22 protein-coding genes and 1 tRNA gene are annotated in these 17,798 nt (G+C 58.2%); 17 read left to right on the top strand and 6 right to left on the bottom strand.

The features are described from left to right. The first annotated feature begins 49 nt into the window (after nt 1-49). Nucleotides 50-352, top strand: a complete 303-nt coding sequence (locus ACWHXD_RS03725; protein WP_003188364.1) for a YkgJ family cysteine cluster protein — start codon at nt 50-52, stop codon at nt 350-352. 141 nt (nt 353-493) lie between these two features. Here the strand turns inward: ACWHXD_RS03725 and ACWHXD_RS03720 are convergent, their stop codons facing one another. The 6 genes from ACWHXD_RS03720 to hemA all read right to left on the bottom strand — a co-directional run bounded on the left by ACWHXD_RS03720 (nt 494) and on the right by hemA (nt 5,859). Next, on the bottom strand, nt 494-1,012 hold the full coding sequence (locus ACWHXD_RS03720) for an acyloxyacyl hydrolase (RefSeq protein ID WP_014716838.1): 519 nt from the start codon (nt 1,010-1,012) through the stop codon (nt 494-496). Nucleotides 1,013-1,123: 111 nt separating this feature from the next. After that, nucleotides 1,124-1,918: a glutamate racemase gene (gene murI, locus ACWHXD_RS03715; RefSeq protein ID WP_044271411.1), complete on the bottom strand. Its 795-nt coding sequence runs from the start codon at nt 1,916-1,918 to the stop codon at nt 1,124-1,126. Further along, nucleotides 1,911-2,666, bottom strand: a complete 756-nt coding sequence (locus ACWHXD_RS03710) for a molybdopterin-synthase adenylyltransferase MoeB (protein WP_138761259.1) — start codon at nt 2,664-2,666, stop codon at nt 1,911-1,913. The genes murI and ACWHXD_RS03710 overlap by 8 nt, the downstream gene beginning before the upstream one ends. Continuing rightward, on the bottom strand, nt 2,660-3,490 hold the full coding sequence (gene prmC, locus ACWHXD_RS03705) for a peptide chain release factor N(5)-glutamine methyltransferase (protein ID WP_138761258.1): 831 nt from the start codon (nt 3,488-3,490) through the stop codon (nt 2,660-2,662). Before prmC ends, ACWHXD_RS03710 begins: the two co-directional genes overlap by 7 nt. After that, nucleotides 3,491-4,573 (bottom strand): peptide chain release factor 1, encoded by a 1,083-nt coding sequence (gene prfA / locus ACWHXD_RS03700; protein ID WP_044271404.1) that lies wholly within the window; start codon nt 4,571-4,573, stop codon nt 3,491-3,493. It abuts the gene before it with no gap. Continuing rightward, on the bottom strand, nt 4,570-5,859 hold the full coding sequence (hemA, locus tag ACWHXD_RS03695) for a glutamyl-tRNA reductase (RefSeq protein WP_003188356.1): 1,290 nt from the start codon (nt 5,857-5,859) through the stop codon (nt 4,570-4,572). Before hemA ends, prfA begins: the two co-directional genes overlap by 4 nt. 317 nt (nt 5,860-6,176) lie before the next feature. Here hemA and ACWHXD_RS03690 point away from each other — a divergent pair, with 317 nt between their 5' ends. The 16 genes from ACWHXD_RS03690 (at nt 6,177) to ACWHXD_RS03615 (ending at nt 17,792) form a co-directional block, all read left to right on the top strand. Then, nucleotides 6,177-7,901, top strand: coding sequence for a tetratricopeptide repeat protein (locus ACWHXD_RS03690; RefSeq protein ID WP_003188355.1), 1,725 nt, complete (start codon nt 6,177-6,179; stop codon nt 7,899-7,901). 4 nt (nt 7,902-7,905) lie between these two features. After that, a complete protein-coding gene (gene lolB, locus ACWHXD_RS03685; RefSeq protein ID WP_032893661.1) occupies nt 7,906-8,523 on the top strand; it encodes a lipoprotein insertase outer membrane protein LolB in 618 nt (205 codons plus the stop codon). A 49-nt stretch (nt 8,524-8,572) separates the two neighbouring features. After that, a complete protein-coding gene (ispE, locus tag ACWHXD_RS03680; RefSeq protein ID WP_178110635.1) occupies nt 8,573-9,376 on the top strand; it encodes a 4-(cytidine 5'-diphospho)-2-C-methyl-D-erythritol kinase in 804 nt (267 codons plus the stop codon). Between the two features lie 37 nt (nt 9,377-9,413). After that, nucleotides 9,414-9,488: transfer RNA gene (locus ACWHXD_RS03675), tRNA-Gln, on the top strand. Between the two features lie 46 nt (nt 9,489-9,534). Then, on the top strand, nt 9,535-10,476 hold the full coding sequence (locus ACWHXD_RS03670) for a ribose-phosphate pyrophosphokinase (RefSeq protein WP_003171603.1): 942 nt from the start codon (nt 9,535-9,537) through the stop codon (nt 10,474-10,476). 137 nt (nt 10,477-10,613) lie between these two features. Further along, entirely contained in the window at nt 10,614-11,213 is a 600-nt protein-coding gene (locus tag ACWHXD_RS03665) for a 50S ribosomal protein L25/general stress protein Ctc (RefSeq protein WP_003188351.1), read from the top strand. Nucleotides 11,214-11,380: 167 nt separating this feature from the next. Beyond that, nucleotides 11,381-11,965 carry an aminoacyl-tRNA hydrolase gene (gene pth, locus ACWHXD_RS03660; RefSeq protein WP_003188350.1) on the top strand — a complete coding sequence of 195 codons (585 nt, stop codon included), beginning with the start codon at nt 11,381-11,383 and terminating at the stop codon, nt 11,963-11,965. Between the two features lie 21 nt (nt 11,966-11,986). Further along, nucleotides 11,987-13,087, top strand: a complete 1,101-nt coding sequence (ychF, locus tag ACWHXD_RS03655) for a redox-regulated ATPase YchF (RefSeq protein WP_032893664.1) — start codon at nt 11,987-11,989, stop codon at nt 13,085-13,087. Nucleotides 13,088-13,457: 370 nt separating this feature from the next. Then, entirely contained in the window at nt 13,458-14,375 is a 918-nt protein-coding gene (locus ACWHXD_RS03650) for a sigma 54-interacting transcriptional regulator (protein ID WP_032893665.1), read from the top strand. A gap of 185 nt (nt 14,376-14,560) precedes the next feature. Then, nucleotides 14,561-14,737: a hypothetical protein gene (locus tag ACWHXD_RS03645; RefSeq protein WP_032893666.1), complete on the top strand. Its 177-nt coding sequence runs from the start codon at nt 14,561-14,563 to the stop codon at nt 14,735-14,737. Nucleotides 14,738-14,788: 51 nt separating this feature from the next. Continuing rightward, nucleotides 14,789-15,151: an EscI/YscI/HrpB family type III secretion system inner rod protein gene (locus tag ACWHXD_RS03640; protein ID WP_238344532.1), complete on the top strand. Its 363-nt coding sequence runs from the start codon at nt 14,789-14,791 to the stop codon at nt 15,149-15,151. 6 nt (nt 15,152-15,157) lie between these two features. Continuing rightward, nucleotides 15,158-15,943, top strand: coding sequence for a type III secretion system inner membrane ring lipoprotein SctJ (sctJ, locus tag ACWHXD_RS03635; protein WP_138761257.1), 786 nt, complete (start codon nt 15,158-15,160; stop codon nt 15,941-15,943). Next, a complete protein-coding gene (locus ACWHXD_RS03630) occupies nt 15,940-16,482 on the top strand; it encodes a hypothetical protein (protein WP_084570972.1) in 543 nt (180 codons plus the stop codon). The genes sctJ and ACWHXD_RS03630 overlap by 4 nt, the downstream gene beginning before the upstream one ends. Before the next feature lie 24 nt (nt 16,483-16,506). After that, nucleotides 16,507-17,079 carry a type III secretion system stator protein SctL gene (sctL, locus tag ACWHXD_RS03625; RefSeq protein WP_098949627.1) on the top strand — a complete coding sequence of 191 codons (573 nt, stop codon included), beginning with the start codon at nt 16,507-16,509 and terminating at the stop codon, nt 17,077-17,079. 46 nt (nt 17,080-17,125) lie between these two features. Then, a complete protein-coding gene (locus ACWHXD_RS03620) occupies nt 17,126-17,401 on the top strand; it encodes a hypothetical protein (protein ID WP_138761256.1) in 276 nt (91 codons plus the stop codon). A gap of 1 nt (nt 17,402) precedes the next feature. After that, entirely contained in the window at nt 17,403-17,792 is a 390-nt protein-coding gene (locus tag ACWHXD_RS03615) for a type III secretion system chaperone (RefSeq protein ID WP_138761255.1), read from the top strand. The last annotated feature ends 6 nt before the right edge of the window (nt 17,793-17,798 follow it).

The following is a 17,798-nucleotide window of genomic DNA, read 5'->3' as shown; positions in this document are numbered from 1 at the left end:
GTCCGAGCATTCATACGCGTCTAGCGCACTTGCCTTACACTGCGCGCCTATGACCAACATCCCTCACATTCAAATCACCGAACCCGTCACCTGCTCGACGTGCGCGGCCTGTTGCTGCCAGCTGGAAGTCATGCTGATCACCGACACTGGCGTGCCGCAACGTTTTATCGATACCGACGATTGGGGCGGTGAGGTGATGCTGCGCCTGGACGACGGCTGGTGCGCAGCGCTGGACCGCGACACGATGATGTGCACGATCTATGAACTGCGGCCGCTGATATGCCGGGAGTTCGAGATGGGGGCACCGGAATGCCTTGAAGAGCGTGAAGGCATTACCACGGCCTACCGCTGACCCCGAATGGCGTGATGATCACGGGCTTGTGTGGGAGCGGGCTTGCTCGCGAAGGCGGTGGGTCAGTCTAGGGATGTGCTAGCTGATACACCGCTTTCGCGAGCAAGCCCGCTCCCACAGGGGGGCCAAGCGTTTTTAAGATTACAACGGCATGGTGTAGTGCAGCGAGTAGCTCTCTACACCATCGTTATTGCTGCTGATGCCGGCGTTGGAATAATGCGTGGCACGAATGCCCACTTCATGCCCGCCGTTGAACCGCAGGCCGAAACCCAGGCGGTCTTCGAACTGGAAAGACTGGCCAATGTTGTTGTCTTCCAGCCGAGTGCGGGAGAACAACGCCACGCCGATACCGGCTTCGATGTAGGGCTTGACCGACTCGCCGGCAAACTCATACACAAATACCGGCGAGAACGACAGGCTGCTGGCGCCTGCACGGTCATCCCCTTCCCAATAGGTATAGGCGCCGCTCCAGTAGCCGGTCAGTCGGCCGACATTGCTCTGCATCCAGCTTTTGTCCCAATCAGAGGTCAGGCCCAGGCGGTAGGTCAGCGTCGAATCGCTGGTGCTCCCCAAGCCGAACTCCAGGCCAGCGGCCTGGGCTGAAACAGAGTGTCCCAACATAGCGGCCGCAATCGCAGCCAAACAGAACAAGCGCTTCATGTGAAACATCCTTTGCAAACGGAATAATTGGGTTGTGTACAGGCTAACGGGCTATAGAAGCCGACGCATAGCCAGAAGTTCAGCTTTTTTCAGTGTTATTTCACGAAATTTTCACGAGCCAAAGCTTCGCACAACTCCAGGATGCTTCCAAAGTGTCGGTAGGATATTTCTTAGGTGATACAGGTCGCCGCTGGTCCAGAACTGTGCAGGTTCAGGTTCGCCAGCGGCCAGCAGGTCGCGCTCACCGAGCAAGCGCTTGAGCTGGCGCGCCACGGCGGCGCCGGTATCAATGAGGATGATGCTGGGGGGCAGCATCTGCGCCAGAAGTGGCTTGAGGAAGGGATAATGGGTGCAACCCAGGATGATGGTGTCGCAACCGGCGCTAAGCAGCGGCTCGATATAGCCTTGCAGCAGGGCGCTCAAGGCGGGGCTATTCAGGTCGCCGGCTTCAATCAACTCCACCAGGCCTGGGCACGGCTGGGTAATCACGCGCACATCGGTGGCGAAGCGATCGAGCAAGGCGGCGAACTTGGCGCTTTGCAGGGTGCCGGTGGTGGCAAGCACACCCACCACGCCGCTGCGCGTGGCAGCAGCAGCAGGTTTGACCGCAGGCTCCATGCCGACCAACGGCCAGTCGGGGTAGTCCTGGCGCAAATCGGCGACGGCGGCGACGGTTGCCGTGTTACAGGCAATCACGAACGCCTTGGCGCCACGCTCGCGGAAAAACTCAGCGACAGAGCGAGAACGCTCAAGAATGAACGCCGGGGTTTTCTCGCCATAGGGGATGTGCCCGCAGTCCGCCACGTACAGCAGCGACTCGTGGGGCAACAACTGCTGGATTTCTTCCAGCACCGTCAGGCCGCCGATGCCGGAATCGAACACACCAATAGGCGCGCCCTTAACCATGTTGTGTCCCGCAGACGCTGCAGCCTGGGTCGCGCTTGACGCGCAACTCGCGAAAACGCGTAGTCAGCGCATCGATCAACAACAAGCGCCCCACCAACGGCTCACCAAAACCGGCCAGCAGTTTCAACGCTTCCAGCGCTTGCAGGCTGCCAACCACCCCCACCAACGGCCCGACGACGCCGGCTTCGCTGCAGGTCAGTTCCGTGTCGCTGCCGTGCCCATACAAACAGTGGTAACAGGGGCTGTCGGCGCGACGGGGGTCGAATACCGACAATTGCCCCTCAAGGCGAATGGCCGCGCCACTGATCAACGGTTTGCCAGCGGTTACGCAGGCCGCGTTGACCGCCTCGCGGGTAGAGAAGTTGTCGCTGCAATCGAGCACCAGGTCCACTGCGTTGACCGCAGCGGCCAGCGAGTCGGCATCCAGCGCGGCACGATGGGCGACCAGGGTGACTTCAGGGTTGATGGCCTTCAGGCGCTCCATGGCCGAATCGACCTTGGTCTGCCCCACGCTGTCAGTGTCATGGATGATCTGGCGTTGCAGGTTGGTCAAATCGACCGTATCGAAATCCGCCAAGTGCAATTCGCCCACCCCAGCAGCGGCCAGGTAGAGCGCCACCGGAGCGCCCAAGCCACCCAGGCCGACGATCAACGCGCGGCTCTGCTTCAGGCGTAATTGGCCGTCGATGTCCACATGCTGCAACAGAATCTGCCGGCTATAGCGCAACAGCTCCTGGTCGGTCAGCACGGGCGGCGCCCCAAGGTGATGCGTTCGTGACCGCCGAGGTCGATGCGGCTGTGTACGCCGTCAAAGCCCTGGTTCAGCAACAAGTCGCGCACGGCCTGGGCCTGGTCGTAACCGTGTTCGAGCAACAGCCAGCCGCCGTCGTTCAGGTGAGCAGGAGACTCTGCAATGATCAGGCGCAAATCGTCCAGGCCATCGTGCCCCGCCACCAGCGCACTGGCCGGTTCGAAGCGCACATCACCGGCCACCAGGTGCGGGTCATTGTCGGCAATGTAGGGCGGGTTGCTGATGATCAGATCGAAGCGGTGGCCTTGCAAGGCGCTGAACCAATGGCTGCTCAGCACCGTGGCGTTATGAAGGTGCAGGCGTTGGCGATTGCGCTCGGCCAGGGCCACGGCCTCCAGCACGCGGTCGACCGCCGTGACCTGCCAGGCCGGGCGTTCACTGGCCAAGGCCAAGGCGATGGCGCCGCTGCCGGTGCCCAGGTCCAGGACCTGGGCGGGCGTGGCGGGCAGCAATTCCAGGGCAGCCTCCACCAGCAGCTCGGTTTCCGGGCGCGGGATCAGCGTGTGCGGAGCCACTTCCAGGTCGAGTTTCCAGAAACCTTGCTGGCCGAGGATATACGCCACCGGCTCGCCGCTGCGGCGGCGCTGCAGGTAGCTGGCAAAGGTCAGGGCGTCTTCGCTGCTGACGATTTTTTCCGGCCAGGTATGCAGGTAGCTGCGCGATTTGCCCAGGGCAGCGGCCAGCAGCAACTCCACGTCCAGGCGCGCTGTCGGCGAGTCGGGCAGGTCAGCGGCGCGCAGCAGGCTGGCAATGATGGTCATTTAGTCACCTATCGCCGCCAGTTGATCGGCCTGGTATTCGGCGAGCAACGGCTCGATCACCGCATCCACGCCACCGGCAAGGATTTCGTCGAGGGAGTACAGGGTGAGGTTGACCCGATGGTCGGTAACCCGGCCCTGGGCAAAATTGTAGGTGCGGATACGCTCGGAGCGGTCGCCGGAGCCCACCAGCAGCTTGCGTTCGCTGGCAATCGCGTTGGCCGCGGCGCTGGTCTGCTGGTCGTTCAACTTGGCCGACAACCAGGACATGGCCCGAGCACGGTTCTTGTGCTGGGACCGTTCTTCCTGGCACTCCACCACAATGCCCGACGGCAAGTGAGTGATACGGATCGCCGAGTCGGTCTTGTTAACGTGCTGGCCACCCGCGCCGGATGAGCGGTAGGTGTCGACGCGCAAGTCCGCCGGGTTGATCTCGATGGCTTCCTGTTCGTCCGGCTCAGGCAGCACGGCCACGGTGCACGCCGAGGTGTGGATACGGCCCTGGGATTCGGTGGCCGGCACCCGCTGTACGCGGTGCGCACCGGATTCGAACTTCAGCTTGCCGTAGACGTTGTCGCCTTCAACCCGGGCGATGACTTCTTTATAGCCGCCATGCTCGCCCTCGTTCTCGGAGAGGATCTCCACGCGCCAGCCGCGACGCTCGGCATAGCGCGAATACATGCGGAACAGGTCGCCGGAAAAAATCGCCGCCTCGTCGCCACCGGTACCGGCGCGGATTTCGAGGAACACGTTGCGCCCGTCGTTAGGGTCCTTGGGCAGCAACATGCGTTGCAAGTCACCCTCAAGCTCAGCGAGCTTTTCCTTGGCTTCGCGGACTTCTTCCACGGCCATTTCGCGCATGTCCGGGTCGTTGTCCTTGAGCAGGGCCTGGGCGCCTTCAAGATCGGCCTGAACTTTCAGCAGGTTTTTATAGGTGGCCACAATGGGCTCAACTTCGGCGTATTCCTTGGAATAAGCGCGGAACTTGGTTTGATCGGAAATGACCTCGCCATCGCCGAGCAAGGCGGTCAGTTCTTCGAAACGGTCCTGGAGCACGTCCAGTTTATTGAGCAGTGACGCTTTCATTGCGGTTTTTTATCCGAAGAGCTGTCTGACGCGCCCTCACCGAGGGCAAAGAGTTCCTGGGCCATGGCCAGCGCATCGAGGCGGCCTTCGGCGGTAAGCTTTTTCAACTGGACGCTAGGGGCGTGAAGCAGTTTGTTGGTCAGGCCACGGGCCAATTGCATCAGCACCTCTTCGGCGCCGCTGCCGTTGGCCAGCATGCGCTGGGCCTTGAGCAACTCTTCATCACGCAGGCGTTCGCCCTGCTGACGATACGCCTTGAGCACATCCACTGCCGCCAGTTCACGCAGGCGCACCATGAAATCTTCGGCGCCGGTGCTGACCATTTCCTCGGCGGCCTGGGCGGCGCCCTGACGGCTCTTGAGGTTTTCGGCGACGACTTCGTGCAGATCATCGACGCTATAGAGGTAAACGTCGTCCAACTCGCCGACTTCAGGCTCGATATCCCGCGGAACGGCGATATCTACCATGAAGATCGGCTTGTGCTTGCGCAGCTTCAACGCGCTTTCGACCGCGCCCTTGCCCAGAATCGGCAATTGGCTGGCGGTGGAACTGATGACGATATCACTGCGTACCAGCTCAGCGGGAATGTCCGACAGCAGCACCGCGTGGGCACCGAACTGCTCGGCCAGAATGCTGGCGCGCTCCAGAGTGCGGTTGGCGACCACGATACGCTTCACGCCAAGGTCGTGCAGGTGACGGGCCACCAGGGTGATGGTTTCCCCGGCGCCGATCAGCAGGGCCTGGCTGCGCTGCAAGTCGCTGAAAATCTGCTTGGCCAGGCTCACGGCGGCAAAGGCCACGGACACCGGGTTTTCGCCGATGGCCGTGTCGGTGCGTACCTGTTTGGCAGAATTGAATGTGGCCTGGAACAGGCGGCCCAGCAACGGGCCGACGGTGCCGGCCTCGCGTGCTACGGCGTAAGCGGACTTCATCTGGCCGAGGATCTGCGGTTCGCCCAACACCAGCGAGTCGAGACCGGCCGCCACGCGCATCATGTGACGAACTGCCGCATCCTCTTCATGCACATAAGCGCTGGCGCGCAGGTCATCGAGGCTCAAATGGTGATAATCGGCCAGCCAGCGCAGCACGACATCGGCTGAAAGATGTTCCTGCTCTATATAGAGTTCGCTGCGATTGCAGGTCGAAAGGATCGCAGCTTCGCGGCTGTCGGTGAGCCGGCAGAGCTGCTGCAGGGCCTCAACCAACTGCTCTGGCGTAAACGCCACGCGCTCGCGCACGTCTACGGAGGCAGTCTTGTGGTTAATACCGAGTGCGAGGAAGGCCATTCAATATCGCTGATGATGTCGGGAAGCCGACAATTGTCCTACTTCGAAAGATCCAGAACAACCACCGTCGTCTATTGTCCCTATACCTTGTGCCTATCAATGCGCTTTTGTAGGAGCGAGCTTGCTCGCGAAAATCGTCAACGATAACGCGGCAAGCCTGGCGCTCAGCGACGCTCTCAGGTTTTTCGCGAGCAAGCTCGCTCCTACAAAGGAAAAGGCAAAAGGCAGCAATAGTCGTATTCCGAGTGCCCCGGTTATGTTTGGCCGAAGGCTTGTGTCATGATGATCCGACCGCAGGTTAGTCGTCCTCTTCCTATATGAATAGATCTTCCGCGTTGCTCCTCGCTTTTGTCTTCCTCAGCGGCTGCCAGGCCATGGCCCCCGTGTCGCCGGACGCTACGTCGCCGGTGGAAGACAGCACTCCCGCCCCTGAAAAGCCCAAGGTTTATTCCTCGTTCAGTGAAGAAACGATCTACAGCCTGCTGACCGCTGAACTGGCCGGCCAGCGCAATCGCTTCGATATTGCGCTGGATAATTACGTGACCCAGGCCATCAACACCCAGGACCCGGGGATTTCCGAGCGAGCGTTTCGCATCGCCGAATACCTGGGCGCCGACCAGGCAGCGCTGGACACCTCGCTGATCTGGGCCAAAAACGCCCCGGATGACCTGGAAGCCCAGCGCGCCGCAGCCGTGCAACTGGCACGTGCCGGGCGCTACGACGACTCCATGGTCTATATGGAGAAGGTTTTGCAGGGCAAGGGCGACACGCATTTTGACTTTCTTGCGCTATCGGCCGCCGACACCGACCAGGACACGCGCAACGGGCTGATGAAGAGTTTCGATCGCCTGCTGCAAAAGCACCCGAAGAACAGCCAGTTGATTTTCGGCAAGGCCCTGCTGCTGCAACAGGACGATGAAGCCGACGCCGCGCTCAAGCTGCTGGAACAGAACCCGCCGGAAGAAGGCGAAATCGCGCCGATCCTGTTGCGTGCACGCCTGCTGCAAAGCCTTAACCGCGGCAAGGAAGCGATTCCGCTGCTGGAAAAAAGCATCAAGAAATACCCCGGCGACAAGCGCCTGCTCCTGACCTATGCGCGCATGCTGGTGGAGCAGGACCGGATGGAAGACGCCAAAGTGCAGTTCGCCAACCTGGTCCAGCAATACCCCGACGACGACGAGCTGCGTTATTCCCTGGCACTGGTGTGCCTGGAAGCCAAGGCCTGGGACGAGGCCAAGGGCTACCTGCAAGAGCTGATCGAACGTGACAGCCATGTGGACTCGGCGCATCTGAACCTGGGCCGCATCGCTGAAGAGCGTAACGACCCGCAAGCGGCCCTGCTTGAATATGCTCAGGTTGGCCCCGGTAATGACTACCTGCCAGCGCAGTTGCGCCAGGCCGATATTCTGATGAGCAATGGCCGCACCGACGAAGCGGAAAAACGCCTGGCCGCGGCCCGCGATGCCGAGCCGGACTATGCGATCCAGCTGTACCTGATCCAGGCCGAGACCTTATCGGCCAACAAACAGGGCGAACGTGCCTGGAAACTGCTGCAACAGGCGTTACTGCAATACCCCGACGATTTGAACCTGCTGTACACCCGTGCCATGCAGGCGGAAAAACGCAATGACCTGGCACAGCTGGAAAAAGACCTGCGCCTGATCATCAAGCGTGACCCGGACAACGCCATGGCCCTTAACGCCCTGGGCTATACCTTGTCCGACCGCACCACACGCTACGCCGAAGCCAAGGTGCTGATCGAACAGGCTCATGCGCTCAACCCTGAAGACCCGGCCGTGCTCGACAGCCTGGGCTGGGTAAATTACCGCCTGGGCAACCTCGACGAGGCCGAACGCTTGCTGCGCCAGGCACTGGAGCGTTTCCCGGACCAGGAAGTCGCTGCGCACCTGGGCGAAGTGCTCTGGGCCAATGGCAAGCAACGCGAAGCCCGACAAATCTGGGAAAAATTCCTCAAGGAACAACCCGACAGCCCCATCCTGCGCAGCACCATCAAGCGCCTGACCGGATCCGAGACCCTTTAAATTTATGTTCTTGCGCCACGTTATTGTTTTCAGCTTCATCGCCCTGCTCGCCGGTTGCGCGGGCATCGGCAGCCGTGAATCCGTTGAAGGCCAGGGCAACCCGGCCCAATGGAAACAACACAAGGACCAGCTCAGCAGCATCGATGGCTGGCAGATCGAGGGCAAGGTCGGGGTGCGCGCGCCGAAAGACTCCGGCAGCGGCACCCTGTTCTGGCTGCAACGCCAGGACTACTACGACATTCGCCTCTCGGGCCCCCTGGGCCGTGGCGCAGCCCGCCTGACTGGCCGGCCGGGGCAAGTGAGCCTGGAAGTGGCCAACCAGGGCCGCTACGAGGCAACCTCCCCGGAAGAACTGCTGGAGCAGCAGATTGGCTGGAAGCTGCCCGTCTCGCATTTGGTCTGGTGGGTGCGCGGCTTGCCGGCGCCGGACAGCAAGAGCCGTCTGAGCCTCAATGGCGACAGCCGCCTCGCCACCCTGGAGCAGGATGGCTGGCAGGTCGAATATTTGAGCTACGTGGAACAAAGCGGCTATTGGCTCCCGGAACGGATCAAGCTGCATGGCACCGACCTGGATGTCACGTTGGTGATCAAGGACTGGCAACCGCGCAAGCTGGGGCAATAACGTGTCCGCACAAAAATTGACCCTGCCCTCCCCGGCCAAGCTCAACCTGATGCTGCATATCCTTGGTCGTCGTGAAGATGGCTACCACGAGTTGCAGACGCTGTTTCAATTTCTCGACTACGGCGATGAGCTGACCTTTGCCGTACGTGACGATGGCGTGATCCAGCTGCACACCGAATTCGACGGTGTGCCCCACGACAGCAATCTGATTGTGCGGGCGGCAAAAAAAATTCAGGAACACTCTGGCTGCACACTCGGCATCGATATCTGGATCGACAAAATCCTGCCCATGGGCGGGGGTATCGGTGGCGGCAGCTCAAATGCCGCGACTACTTTGTTAGGCCTCAATCACTTATGGCAACTGGGCTGGGACCACGACCGCCTTGCTGCGCTGGGCCTTACGCTGGGCGCCGACGTACCGGTTTTCGTGCGGGGGCACGCCGCATTTGCTGAAGGCGTTGGGGAGAAACTCACCCCTGTAGAGCCCGAAGAACCTTGGTATGTCGTGCTGGTGCCGCAAGTATCTGTAAGTACAGCAGAAATTTTTTCAGATCCGTTGTTGACACGTAACTCTTCTCCCATTAAAGTGCGCCCCGTTCCCAAGGGAAACAGTCGAAATGACTGCTTACCGGTTGTAGCAAGGCGTTATCCAGAGGTACGTAACGCTTTGAATTTGTTAGGTAAATTTACCGAAGCAAAATTAACCGGAACTGGAAGTTGTGTGTTTGGGGGCTTCCCAAGCAAAGCTGAAGCTGATAAAGTCTCGGCCCTTCTTACAGAGACCCTTACAGGGTTTGTAGCAAAGGGAAGCAACGTTTCGATGTTGCATCGCAAGCTGCAAAGTCTGCTCTAAAAGGAACCGAGTGTTAGGCACTCGTTGCAACAGATACAGGGGCGTCGCCAAGCGGTAAGGCAGCAGGTTTTGATCCTGCCATGCGTTGGTTCGAATCCAGCCGCCCCTGCCATTTTCTAATACTCATCCAGGTTACCCTCAGCCTCTAGGTACTGCGCGTGTCCAAGATGATGGTCTTTACGGGGAATGCCAACCCCGATCTGGCTCGGCGTGTCGTACGTCAGCTGCATATCCCTCTCGGTGACATCTCTGTCGGTAAATTCTCCGACGGCGAAATTACAGCCGAGATCAATGAAAATGTCCGCGGTAAAGACGTCTTCATTATTCAGCCGACCTGCGCTCCGACCAACGATAACCTGATGGAACTCGTCGTGATGGCTGATGCCTTCCGCCGCTCCTCAGCGACTCGAATCACAGCTGTAATCCCTTACTTTGGTTATGCCCGTCAGGATCGCCGTCCGCGCTCCGCACGTGTAGCTATCAGCGCGAAAGTCGTTGCTGACATGCTGACCGTGGTAGGTATCGACCGTGTGCTCACGGTTGACCTGCACGCTGACCAAATCCAGGGGTTCTTCGATATTCCGGTAGATAACATCTACGGCTCCCCCGTTCTGGTGGATGACATCGAAGACCAGCGCTTTGAAAACCTGATGATCGTGTCCCCGGACATTGGTGGCGTCGTGCGTGCACGGGCTGTTGCCAAATCCTTGGGCGTGGACCTCGGGATCATCGACAAACGCCGTGAGAAAGCCAATCACTCTGAAGTGATGCATATCATCGGTGATGTCGAAGGGCGTACCTGTATTCTGGTTGATGACATGGTCGACACCGCCGGCACCCTGTGCCACGCGGCGAAAGCCTTGAAAGAGCACGGTGCAGCAAAAGTCTTCGCCTACTGCACACACCCTGTGCTGTCGGGCCGAGCGATCGAGAACATCGAGAACTCCGTGCTGGACGAACTGGTGGTGACCAACACCATCCCGTTGTCCGCCGCAGCTCAAGCCTGTGCACGTATCCGCCAACTGGATATTGCACCGGTCGTTGCCGAAGCGGTTCGCCGCATCAGCAATGAAGAATCGATCAGCGCGATGTTCCGTTAAGGGTCAAACCAACGGATCACCTCACTGACGAAAAGCGCCCCGCCCCAGCATTCCGCTGGGGCGGGGCTTTTTTGCCCATATCGAGTTCGGCGCTGGTCGCAAACGCCCCCCGATGATGGCTATTTTGGAGATACAACATGAACGAATTTACTCTGAACGCCCAAGCGCGTACTGACCTGGGGAAAGGTGCGAGCCGCCGCCTGCGTCACGCCGCCAACATTCCAGCCGTTGTCTACGGTGGTAACAAGCCTGCTGAATCCGTGACCATCCTGGCCAAGGAAATCGCCAAGCTGTTCGAAAACGAAGCTGCCTACAGCCACGTTATCGAGCTGAACGTCGACGGCGCCAAGCAGAACGTCATCGTTAAAGCGATGCAGCGTCACCCTTCCAAGCAGTTCATCATGCACGCTGACTTCGTTCGCGTTGTAGCTGGCCAGAAACTGACCGCCATCGTGCCTGTGCACTTTGTGGGTGAAGAAGCTCCGGTCAAGAAAGGCGGCGAGATCTCTCACGTCCTGAACGAAATCGAAGTGACCTGCCTGCCGAAAGACCTGCCTGAGTTCATCGAAGTCGACCTGTCGGCTCTGGAAATCGGCGCCATCGTTCACCTGTCCGACCTCAAGGCTCCTAAAGGCGTTGAGTTTGTCGCACTGGCTCACGGTGATGACAAAGCTGTTGCCAACGTTCACGCTCCACGCGTTGCTCCAGAAGAAGCTGAAGAAGGCGCTGCAGAGTAATTCACTCTGTATTGCCGGAGCTTGAGGAAACATCGCGGACCGAAACGTAGCGAGAAAGCGGGCGATAACGCGGCGTTTACTCTTGAGTAAATGATGTAGTGTCGTCCACTTTCGCCGCACACGGGTACGGCGATGTTATCCACAACTCCAAAGGAAGGGCCCCTGTCGTGACTGCCATTAAACTGATCGTTGGCCTGGGAAATCCAGGCGCCGAATACGAACAGACCCGGCATAACGCGGGGGCCCTTTTTGTTGAGCGTATCGCCCACGCCCAAGGCATCAACCTGGTGGCCGATCGCAAATATTTTGGCCTGACCGGGCGCTTTTCGCACCAGGGTCAGGATGTTCGTCTACTGATTCCCACCACCTACATGAACCGCAGCGGCCAGGCTGTCGCGGCGCTTGCGGGCTTCTTTCGGATCAAACCCGAAGAAATCCTGGTGGCCCATGACGAACTGGACCTGCCACCCGGCGTAGCCAAGCTCAAGCTCGGCGGCGGGCATGGTGGGCACAATGGCCTGCGCGACATCATCGCGCAGTTGGGCAATCAGAATAATTTTTACCGTCTGCGGCTCGGCATTGGCCACCCAGGCGTTGCCAGTATGGTTTCAAATTTCGTCCTGGGTCGTGCGCCACGCGCCGAACAGGAAAAACTCGATGCCAGCATCGATTTTGCCCTCGGCGTGCTGCCGGATATCTTCGCCGGTGAATGGAACCGTGCGATGAAAAACCTGCACAGCCAGAAGGCCTGACTCTTACCGAGGGGAAACACCATGGGATTCAATTGCGGCATCGTCGGCCTGCCCAACGTCGGCAAATCCACCCTGTTCAACGCCCTGACCAAGTCCGGTATTGCGGCGGAGAACTTCCCCTTCTGCACCATCGAACCCAACAGCGGCATTGTGCCGATGCCGGACCCGCGTCTTGACGCACTGTCGGCCATCGTCAATCCCAAGCGCATCCTGCCGACCACCATGGAGTTCGTCGACATCGCGGGCCTCGTCGCCGGCGCCTCGAAAGGTGAAGGCCTGGGCAACAAGTTCCTGGCCAACATCCGCGAAACCGATGCCATCGCCCACGTGGTCCGTTGCTTTGAAGACGAGAACGTGATTCACGTCTCCAACAGCGTCGACCCGAAACGCGACATCGAGATCATCGACCTGGAACTGATCTTCGCCGACCTCGACAGCTGCGAGAAGCAACTGCAGAAAGTCGCGCGTAACGCCAAGGGCGGCGACAAGGATGCAGTGGTCCAAAAGGGCTTGCTGGAGCAACTGATCGCGCACTTCACCGAAGGCAAGCCAGCGCGCAGCCTGATGAAGAACATGGGCGCAGACGAGAAGGCCGTGATCAAGGGCTTCCACCTGCTGACCACCAAGCCTGTGATGTACATCGCCAACGTTGCCGAAGACGGCTTCGAGAACAACCCGCTGCTCGACGTGGTCAAGGCCATTGCCGACGAAGAAGGTGCCATCGTTGTTCCGGTGTGCAACAAGATCGAAGCGGAAATCGCTGAGCTCGATGACGGCGAAGAAAAGGACATGTTCCTCGAGGCCCTGGGCCTGGAAGAGCCTGGCCTGAACCGCGTGATCCGCGCCGGCTACGAAATGCTCAACCTGCAGACCTACTTCACCGCCGGCGTCGAAGAAGTCCGCGCCTGGACCGTCAAGGTGGGTGCCACTGCGCCACAGGCCGCCGGCGTGATCCACACCGACTTCGAAAAAGGCTTCATCCGCGCCGAAGTGATCGCCTACAACGACTTCATCCAGTTCAAGGGTGAAGCGGGTGCCAAGGAAGCCGGTAAATGGCGCCTGGAAGGCAAGGACTACATTGTTAAAGACGGCGATGTGATGCACTTCCGCTTCAACGTATAAGCGTTAGCTGAACACCCTGCCCGATACAAGAAACCGACGCATTGCGTCGGTTTTTTGTTGCCTCCTATTTCTATCTACCGCTCAACTAAAGGCCCTCTACATAGAAACCTTAATCATCCAGATCCGGCGATCCATTTGAACGATGAATCCCTCAACTCTTAAGTCTTCTCCTACACTAAACGCTCAATAACCAACACTAAAGCACTTGAATAATACAGCGCACTGACATAGTTAATATTTCACACATTCTCCTGCAGCATTTTCATACTCACAGCCACGATGACTTTTTTGATTATTTGCGTTCTACTGGCCGTACGCCAACAGCGTTCTATCAACAGTGAAGTGATAGCGATAGTGGAGTACCCGGACTATGTCAGCCTCTTACAAAATAACAAATGAGACATACCTCCCCTCTGTTGAAGCCTTGGACATCGAGCGTACGCTCAAGAGTACTGCGGCGCTCGATATTGACATTCTATTATTAGGAGAGACGGGGACGGGCAAGGATACCTTGGCCCAACGGATCCATCGTTTATCGGGGCGACGAGGTCATTTTGTCGCCGTGAACTGCGCCGCCATCCCGGAAAGCCTCGCAGAGAGCCAACTGTTCGGCGTCAACAGCGGCGCCTATACCGGAGCAGTGCAATCACGTGCGGGTTTTATCGAAGCCGCTCACCTGGGTACCTTGTATCTGGATGAAATCGACAGTATGCCGCTCTCCATGCAAGCCAAACTGCTACGGGTACTGGAATCAAGGGGTGTGGAACGGCTGGGCTCAACCCGGTTTATCCCGGTAGACATGCGAGTCATCGCCTCTGCGCAGCAATCCCTGCATGAGATGGTCGAGCAGGGAAGGTTCAGGCGCGACCTGTATTTCCGCCTTAACGTCGTAAATATCAATCTGCCTCCGCTGCGCAATCGCCGTGACCGAATCGTCCCGTTGTTCCTGAATATGATTCAAGAGGAAGCCGAGCACTATAAGTGTCTCGCCCCAAACCTGTGCAGCGAGTTGGTGCAACAGTTGCTGTGCCACCCATGGCTGGGGAATGTGCGTGAGCTGCGCTCCACTGCCAAACGTTTCGTGCTGGGTCTGGCGCCGTTATCAAGCTCCCCCTCGAACGTTACAAACGAGCCAATCAACCTGAAAGAACGCCTGCAACAAATCGAGAAAGCTCTGATTGAAGAGTCGTTGCGTCGTCATACCTACTGTGTGGACGAGGTGGCTGTAGAGTTGGGGATGGCGAAGAGAACGCTTTACTATCGAATGAAACAACTAGACATACAGTAACCCGCTGCGCAGGCCACAGGCACCGAAGAAATCCCCAGATACACCCTTCAAGTAAAAGCTGGAACCATATTCGCCCCAGAACCACACAAGGATGAGCCTGATATATTTAGTGCCTATTGGAAGCAACAATATTGCAACTACATATCAAGACTCAAACACCATTTCTTAGATATTGGAGTATCACTATGAGTGTTTCTGGCATTAACCCGCAAACCTATCAAGTCCCTGTCCAAAGCTCCGGCGGCGGCGAAAACGAAGACCTTAAAGCAGAAAGGAAAGCAGCGGTTCGCGAATCCCTGAAGGAAAGTATTGAAGCCTTCAAGATCTCTGAGAAGAAAAAGAACATCGACGCGATGCGCTAAATAGCATTACCGCCCTTTGTCACCAAAGGGCGGTTTCCCCAGGAGGTCTATATGCAGATAAAAGAAGTCGATGTATTACACGAATATCAAAACGGCCTCACAGCTCGCAGGCCCCCTACCCAACCTACACACCACGGCGAAGACGTGAGCTTTTTCAGCTCGTTATTGGAACCGTCGATGCAACGGGCCACCGCCACGTCATCATCGAATGCCCTGACCGACGCTTTGCAGCATCTGGACAAGGCAAGAAGTGGCATGAGTCGAGGCCTGAAAGACTTCAACAATGAGTTCAAAGAGAAAAATCGGCTTAACTATGCCTCCCATCTTTCAGACTCCGTACTGCTGACCCAAACCCTGGTGAAGTGCGTCGGCAAGGGCGCGCAGTGCCTAGAAAAAGTCAGCAACCTGCAGTAGGAAAAAATGATTCGTTTTCTATCCATCGGATTAGTTTTCTCGCTGACGCTGATACTGGGCGGCTGCGGCGAAAGTGTCGAACTGCATCGCCAACTCTCCGAGCAGGATGCCAATGAGGTCATCGCAGAACTGGCTGACAAACACATACGCGCACAAAAAGTGCCTGCCAAGGACGGCGTCGTGGTGCGTGTCAATGCAGCCGATATCAGCCGCGCCGTTCGCACACTGGAAGCGGTCGGATTGCCGAAGGTCGCCCGTGCCACACTGGGTGACACCTTCCGCAAGGAGGGCGTCATCTCTACCCCACTGGAAGAGCGTGCCCGGTATATCTATGCACTGTCCCAGGAGTTGGAGGCGACACTGTCAAACATCGATGGCGTCATCGTCGCTCGCGTGCACGTGGTGTTGCCCGAACGCGTGGCTCCCGGTGAGCCCGTCCAACCCGCCTCCGCCTCGGTGTTCATCAAGCATGACCCGCGACTGGAGCCCGACAGCATCCGGGCGCGCGTACGCAGGATGGTATCCAGTAGTATTCCCGGCATGACCACTGCATTGGATAACGCGCAGAAGCTCACGGTGGTTTTTGTGCCGGCAGCGGCTTACCAAGAGCAACAGCGCCTGAGCTATTTCGGTCCGTTCCTGGTTCCCGAGGAAGACATCGGTTTTTGGCGTACCACTGTCAGCTTGTTGGTTATCGGCGCGATACTGACGCTCTTCGCTGCGTTGTTCTGGCGCATACGAGGCCAACGATCAAGGCAGGATCCTGTCAGCCCCAGCGCATCTACCGAATGAGTGATCATCTGGCCTGGGCCCAATGGTGGGCCAGTCCGTGGCGGTTTTCGCACCCGGATGCGACCAGCGCCCAGGCCTACCACGCATTACCCGCCCTGTGTCGCAGCCAACCCGCACTGGCGTGTGCAGCGTTGGGCATCGAACCGTGCCTACCTCCCCCTCCCTGTGCAACGGTGCTTGGTTTGGCCCTGGCTTCACGAGAGCAGTTCGATCTGGCGATAGCGCTACTGGAGCTTACGTGCCATCCCAACGTCGACAGCCCCTTGTACGATGAACACCGCAAGTGGTGTGAGCGCCTTGCAAAGGCCCTGCACCCTGACGCCCTGTTGCAGCCGGAGAATGATCCACTGCAATTGCTGAGGGCGTGGGTTGAGCCTGCTGTCTGGCAACGTCTTCGGCTGCGCTTGCCCCCTGACCGGGTGCAGGCGCTTGAAACCACTCACCTGCCACTCGACGACGCGCATGGCCGGCTCAATACGCTGTGGCAGGCGATTGTCTGGCGTATCGAAGCAACGGGCAGCGAAACAAATCGTCGTTAACTGCAACACGCCAGAGCATTGTCTATGTTGACCCTACGCAAAATCGAATTGCACAACGGCGCTTGCGGGCAGCCAAAAGTATTGATTACCCGGGAGATGCTCGCCGATTGCGTTCAGTCCGCGCAGTTGCTGGGTAGCGCACAGACCCAAGCTGAAGAGTTGCTGCGCCAGGCGGCTGAGCATCGCGAAGAAATGCTCGAGCAGGCCCGCCTCGACTTCTGGTCACGTGCCCACGCGCAACTCAGCGCGTGGGAGCGCCAACGCCAGACGATGTGTGACAGCCTCGAACACTACGCAACATCCATTGCCAACCGAGCCTTCCACTGCCTGTTGGAAGAAGTGCCTCCCCCAAAGCGTCTTTCGGCATTGGTCAAACAGTTGGTAGCGACGCAAATTCCACCTATCAAGGCAACCTTGGTTTGCCACCCGCGCGAGCATGAGCAGATAGCCCAAGCCTTGGCCCGGTTGGGCTCTACACCCTGGAAGCTTCGCCCCGATGACCAGATCAAACCTCAATCACTGCTACTGGAAACAGATGAAGGCGATTTTCGTATCGACTGGGCCTCGATGCGAGAAATATTGTTTACAGGCGAGTAGGACATAGCGGTAGAGGCAGGCGATATCTTTAAAAAGATGTCTGCCGATGGAACTGGTGGCAAACAACCCGCCACACAGTTCAGACACATCTGGAGTAAAAATCATGGACTTTCACGGAAACCTGAAAAACCATCTATTGAAGCAAGTTCAGGCTGATATCAAGCGAGTGAATACAGCCTATAAAGATCCGGTTGCGCTCGATGCAGATATCGAATATTTCAGCGACCTCGTGAAGCAACAGAAGCTCTCTCTTATCGCGTTCAACGAACACACGCGCTCCAGGCATACGTTGCTCAAAACAGCGCTGGACGGCGTGCAATAAGTTGCAAGCACTCCTTGCCGATTGGCTGAATGGCCACGAAGGGCAGCTGACTTTGTTTGAGAACGACGACGAAATCATCTTTCAACGCGTTTCGAACAGACTGCTGGTAAAGGTTCAGTTGACCAAAGCGGACGAAGACAAAGCCCAGCTGCGCACCTGGATGCGTCTGGGAGGCCCCAGCCTGAGCTATTTTCACGGCGCAGTGGCATTGGCGCCGACCACCGGTGCGCTTTGGCTTATTCAATGTGTGGAGAGGGGGCACGGCGAGCAGCTGGCGAAGTGTCTCGAATCCCTTCTCAACCAACGCGACACCTGGCGCGCCATTGTCGCGCGCCAGGCGCGGCCTGTACGCACATTCATACCCACGTCGCTGCGCTCGATATCGCACTAATCAGAG

The sequence above is a fragment of the Pseudomonas fjordensis genome, assembly GCF_976987115.1.
The sequence above is the reverse complement of the archived record's forward strand: the minus strand, read 5'-3'. Positions and strand labels throughout refer to the sequence as shown.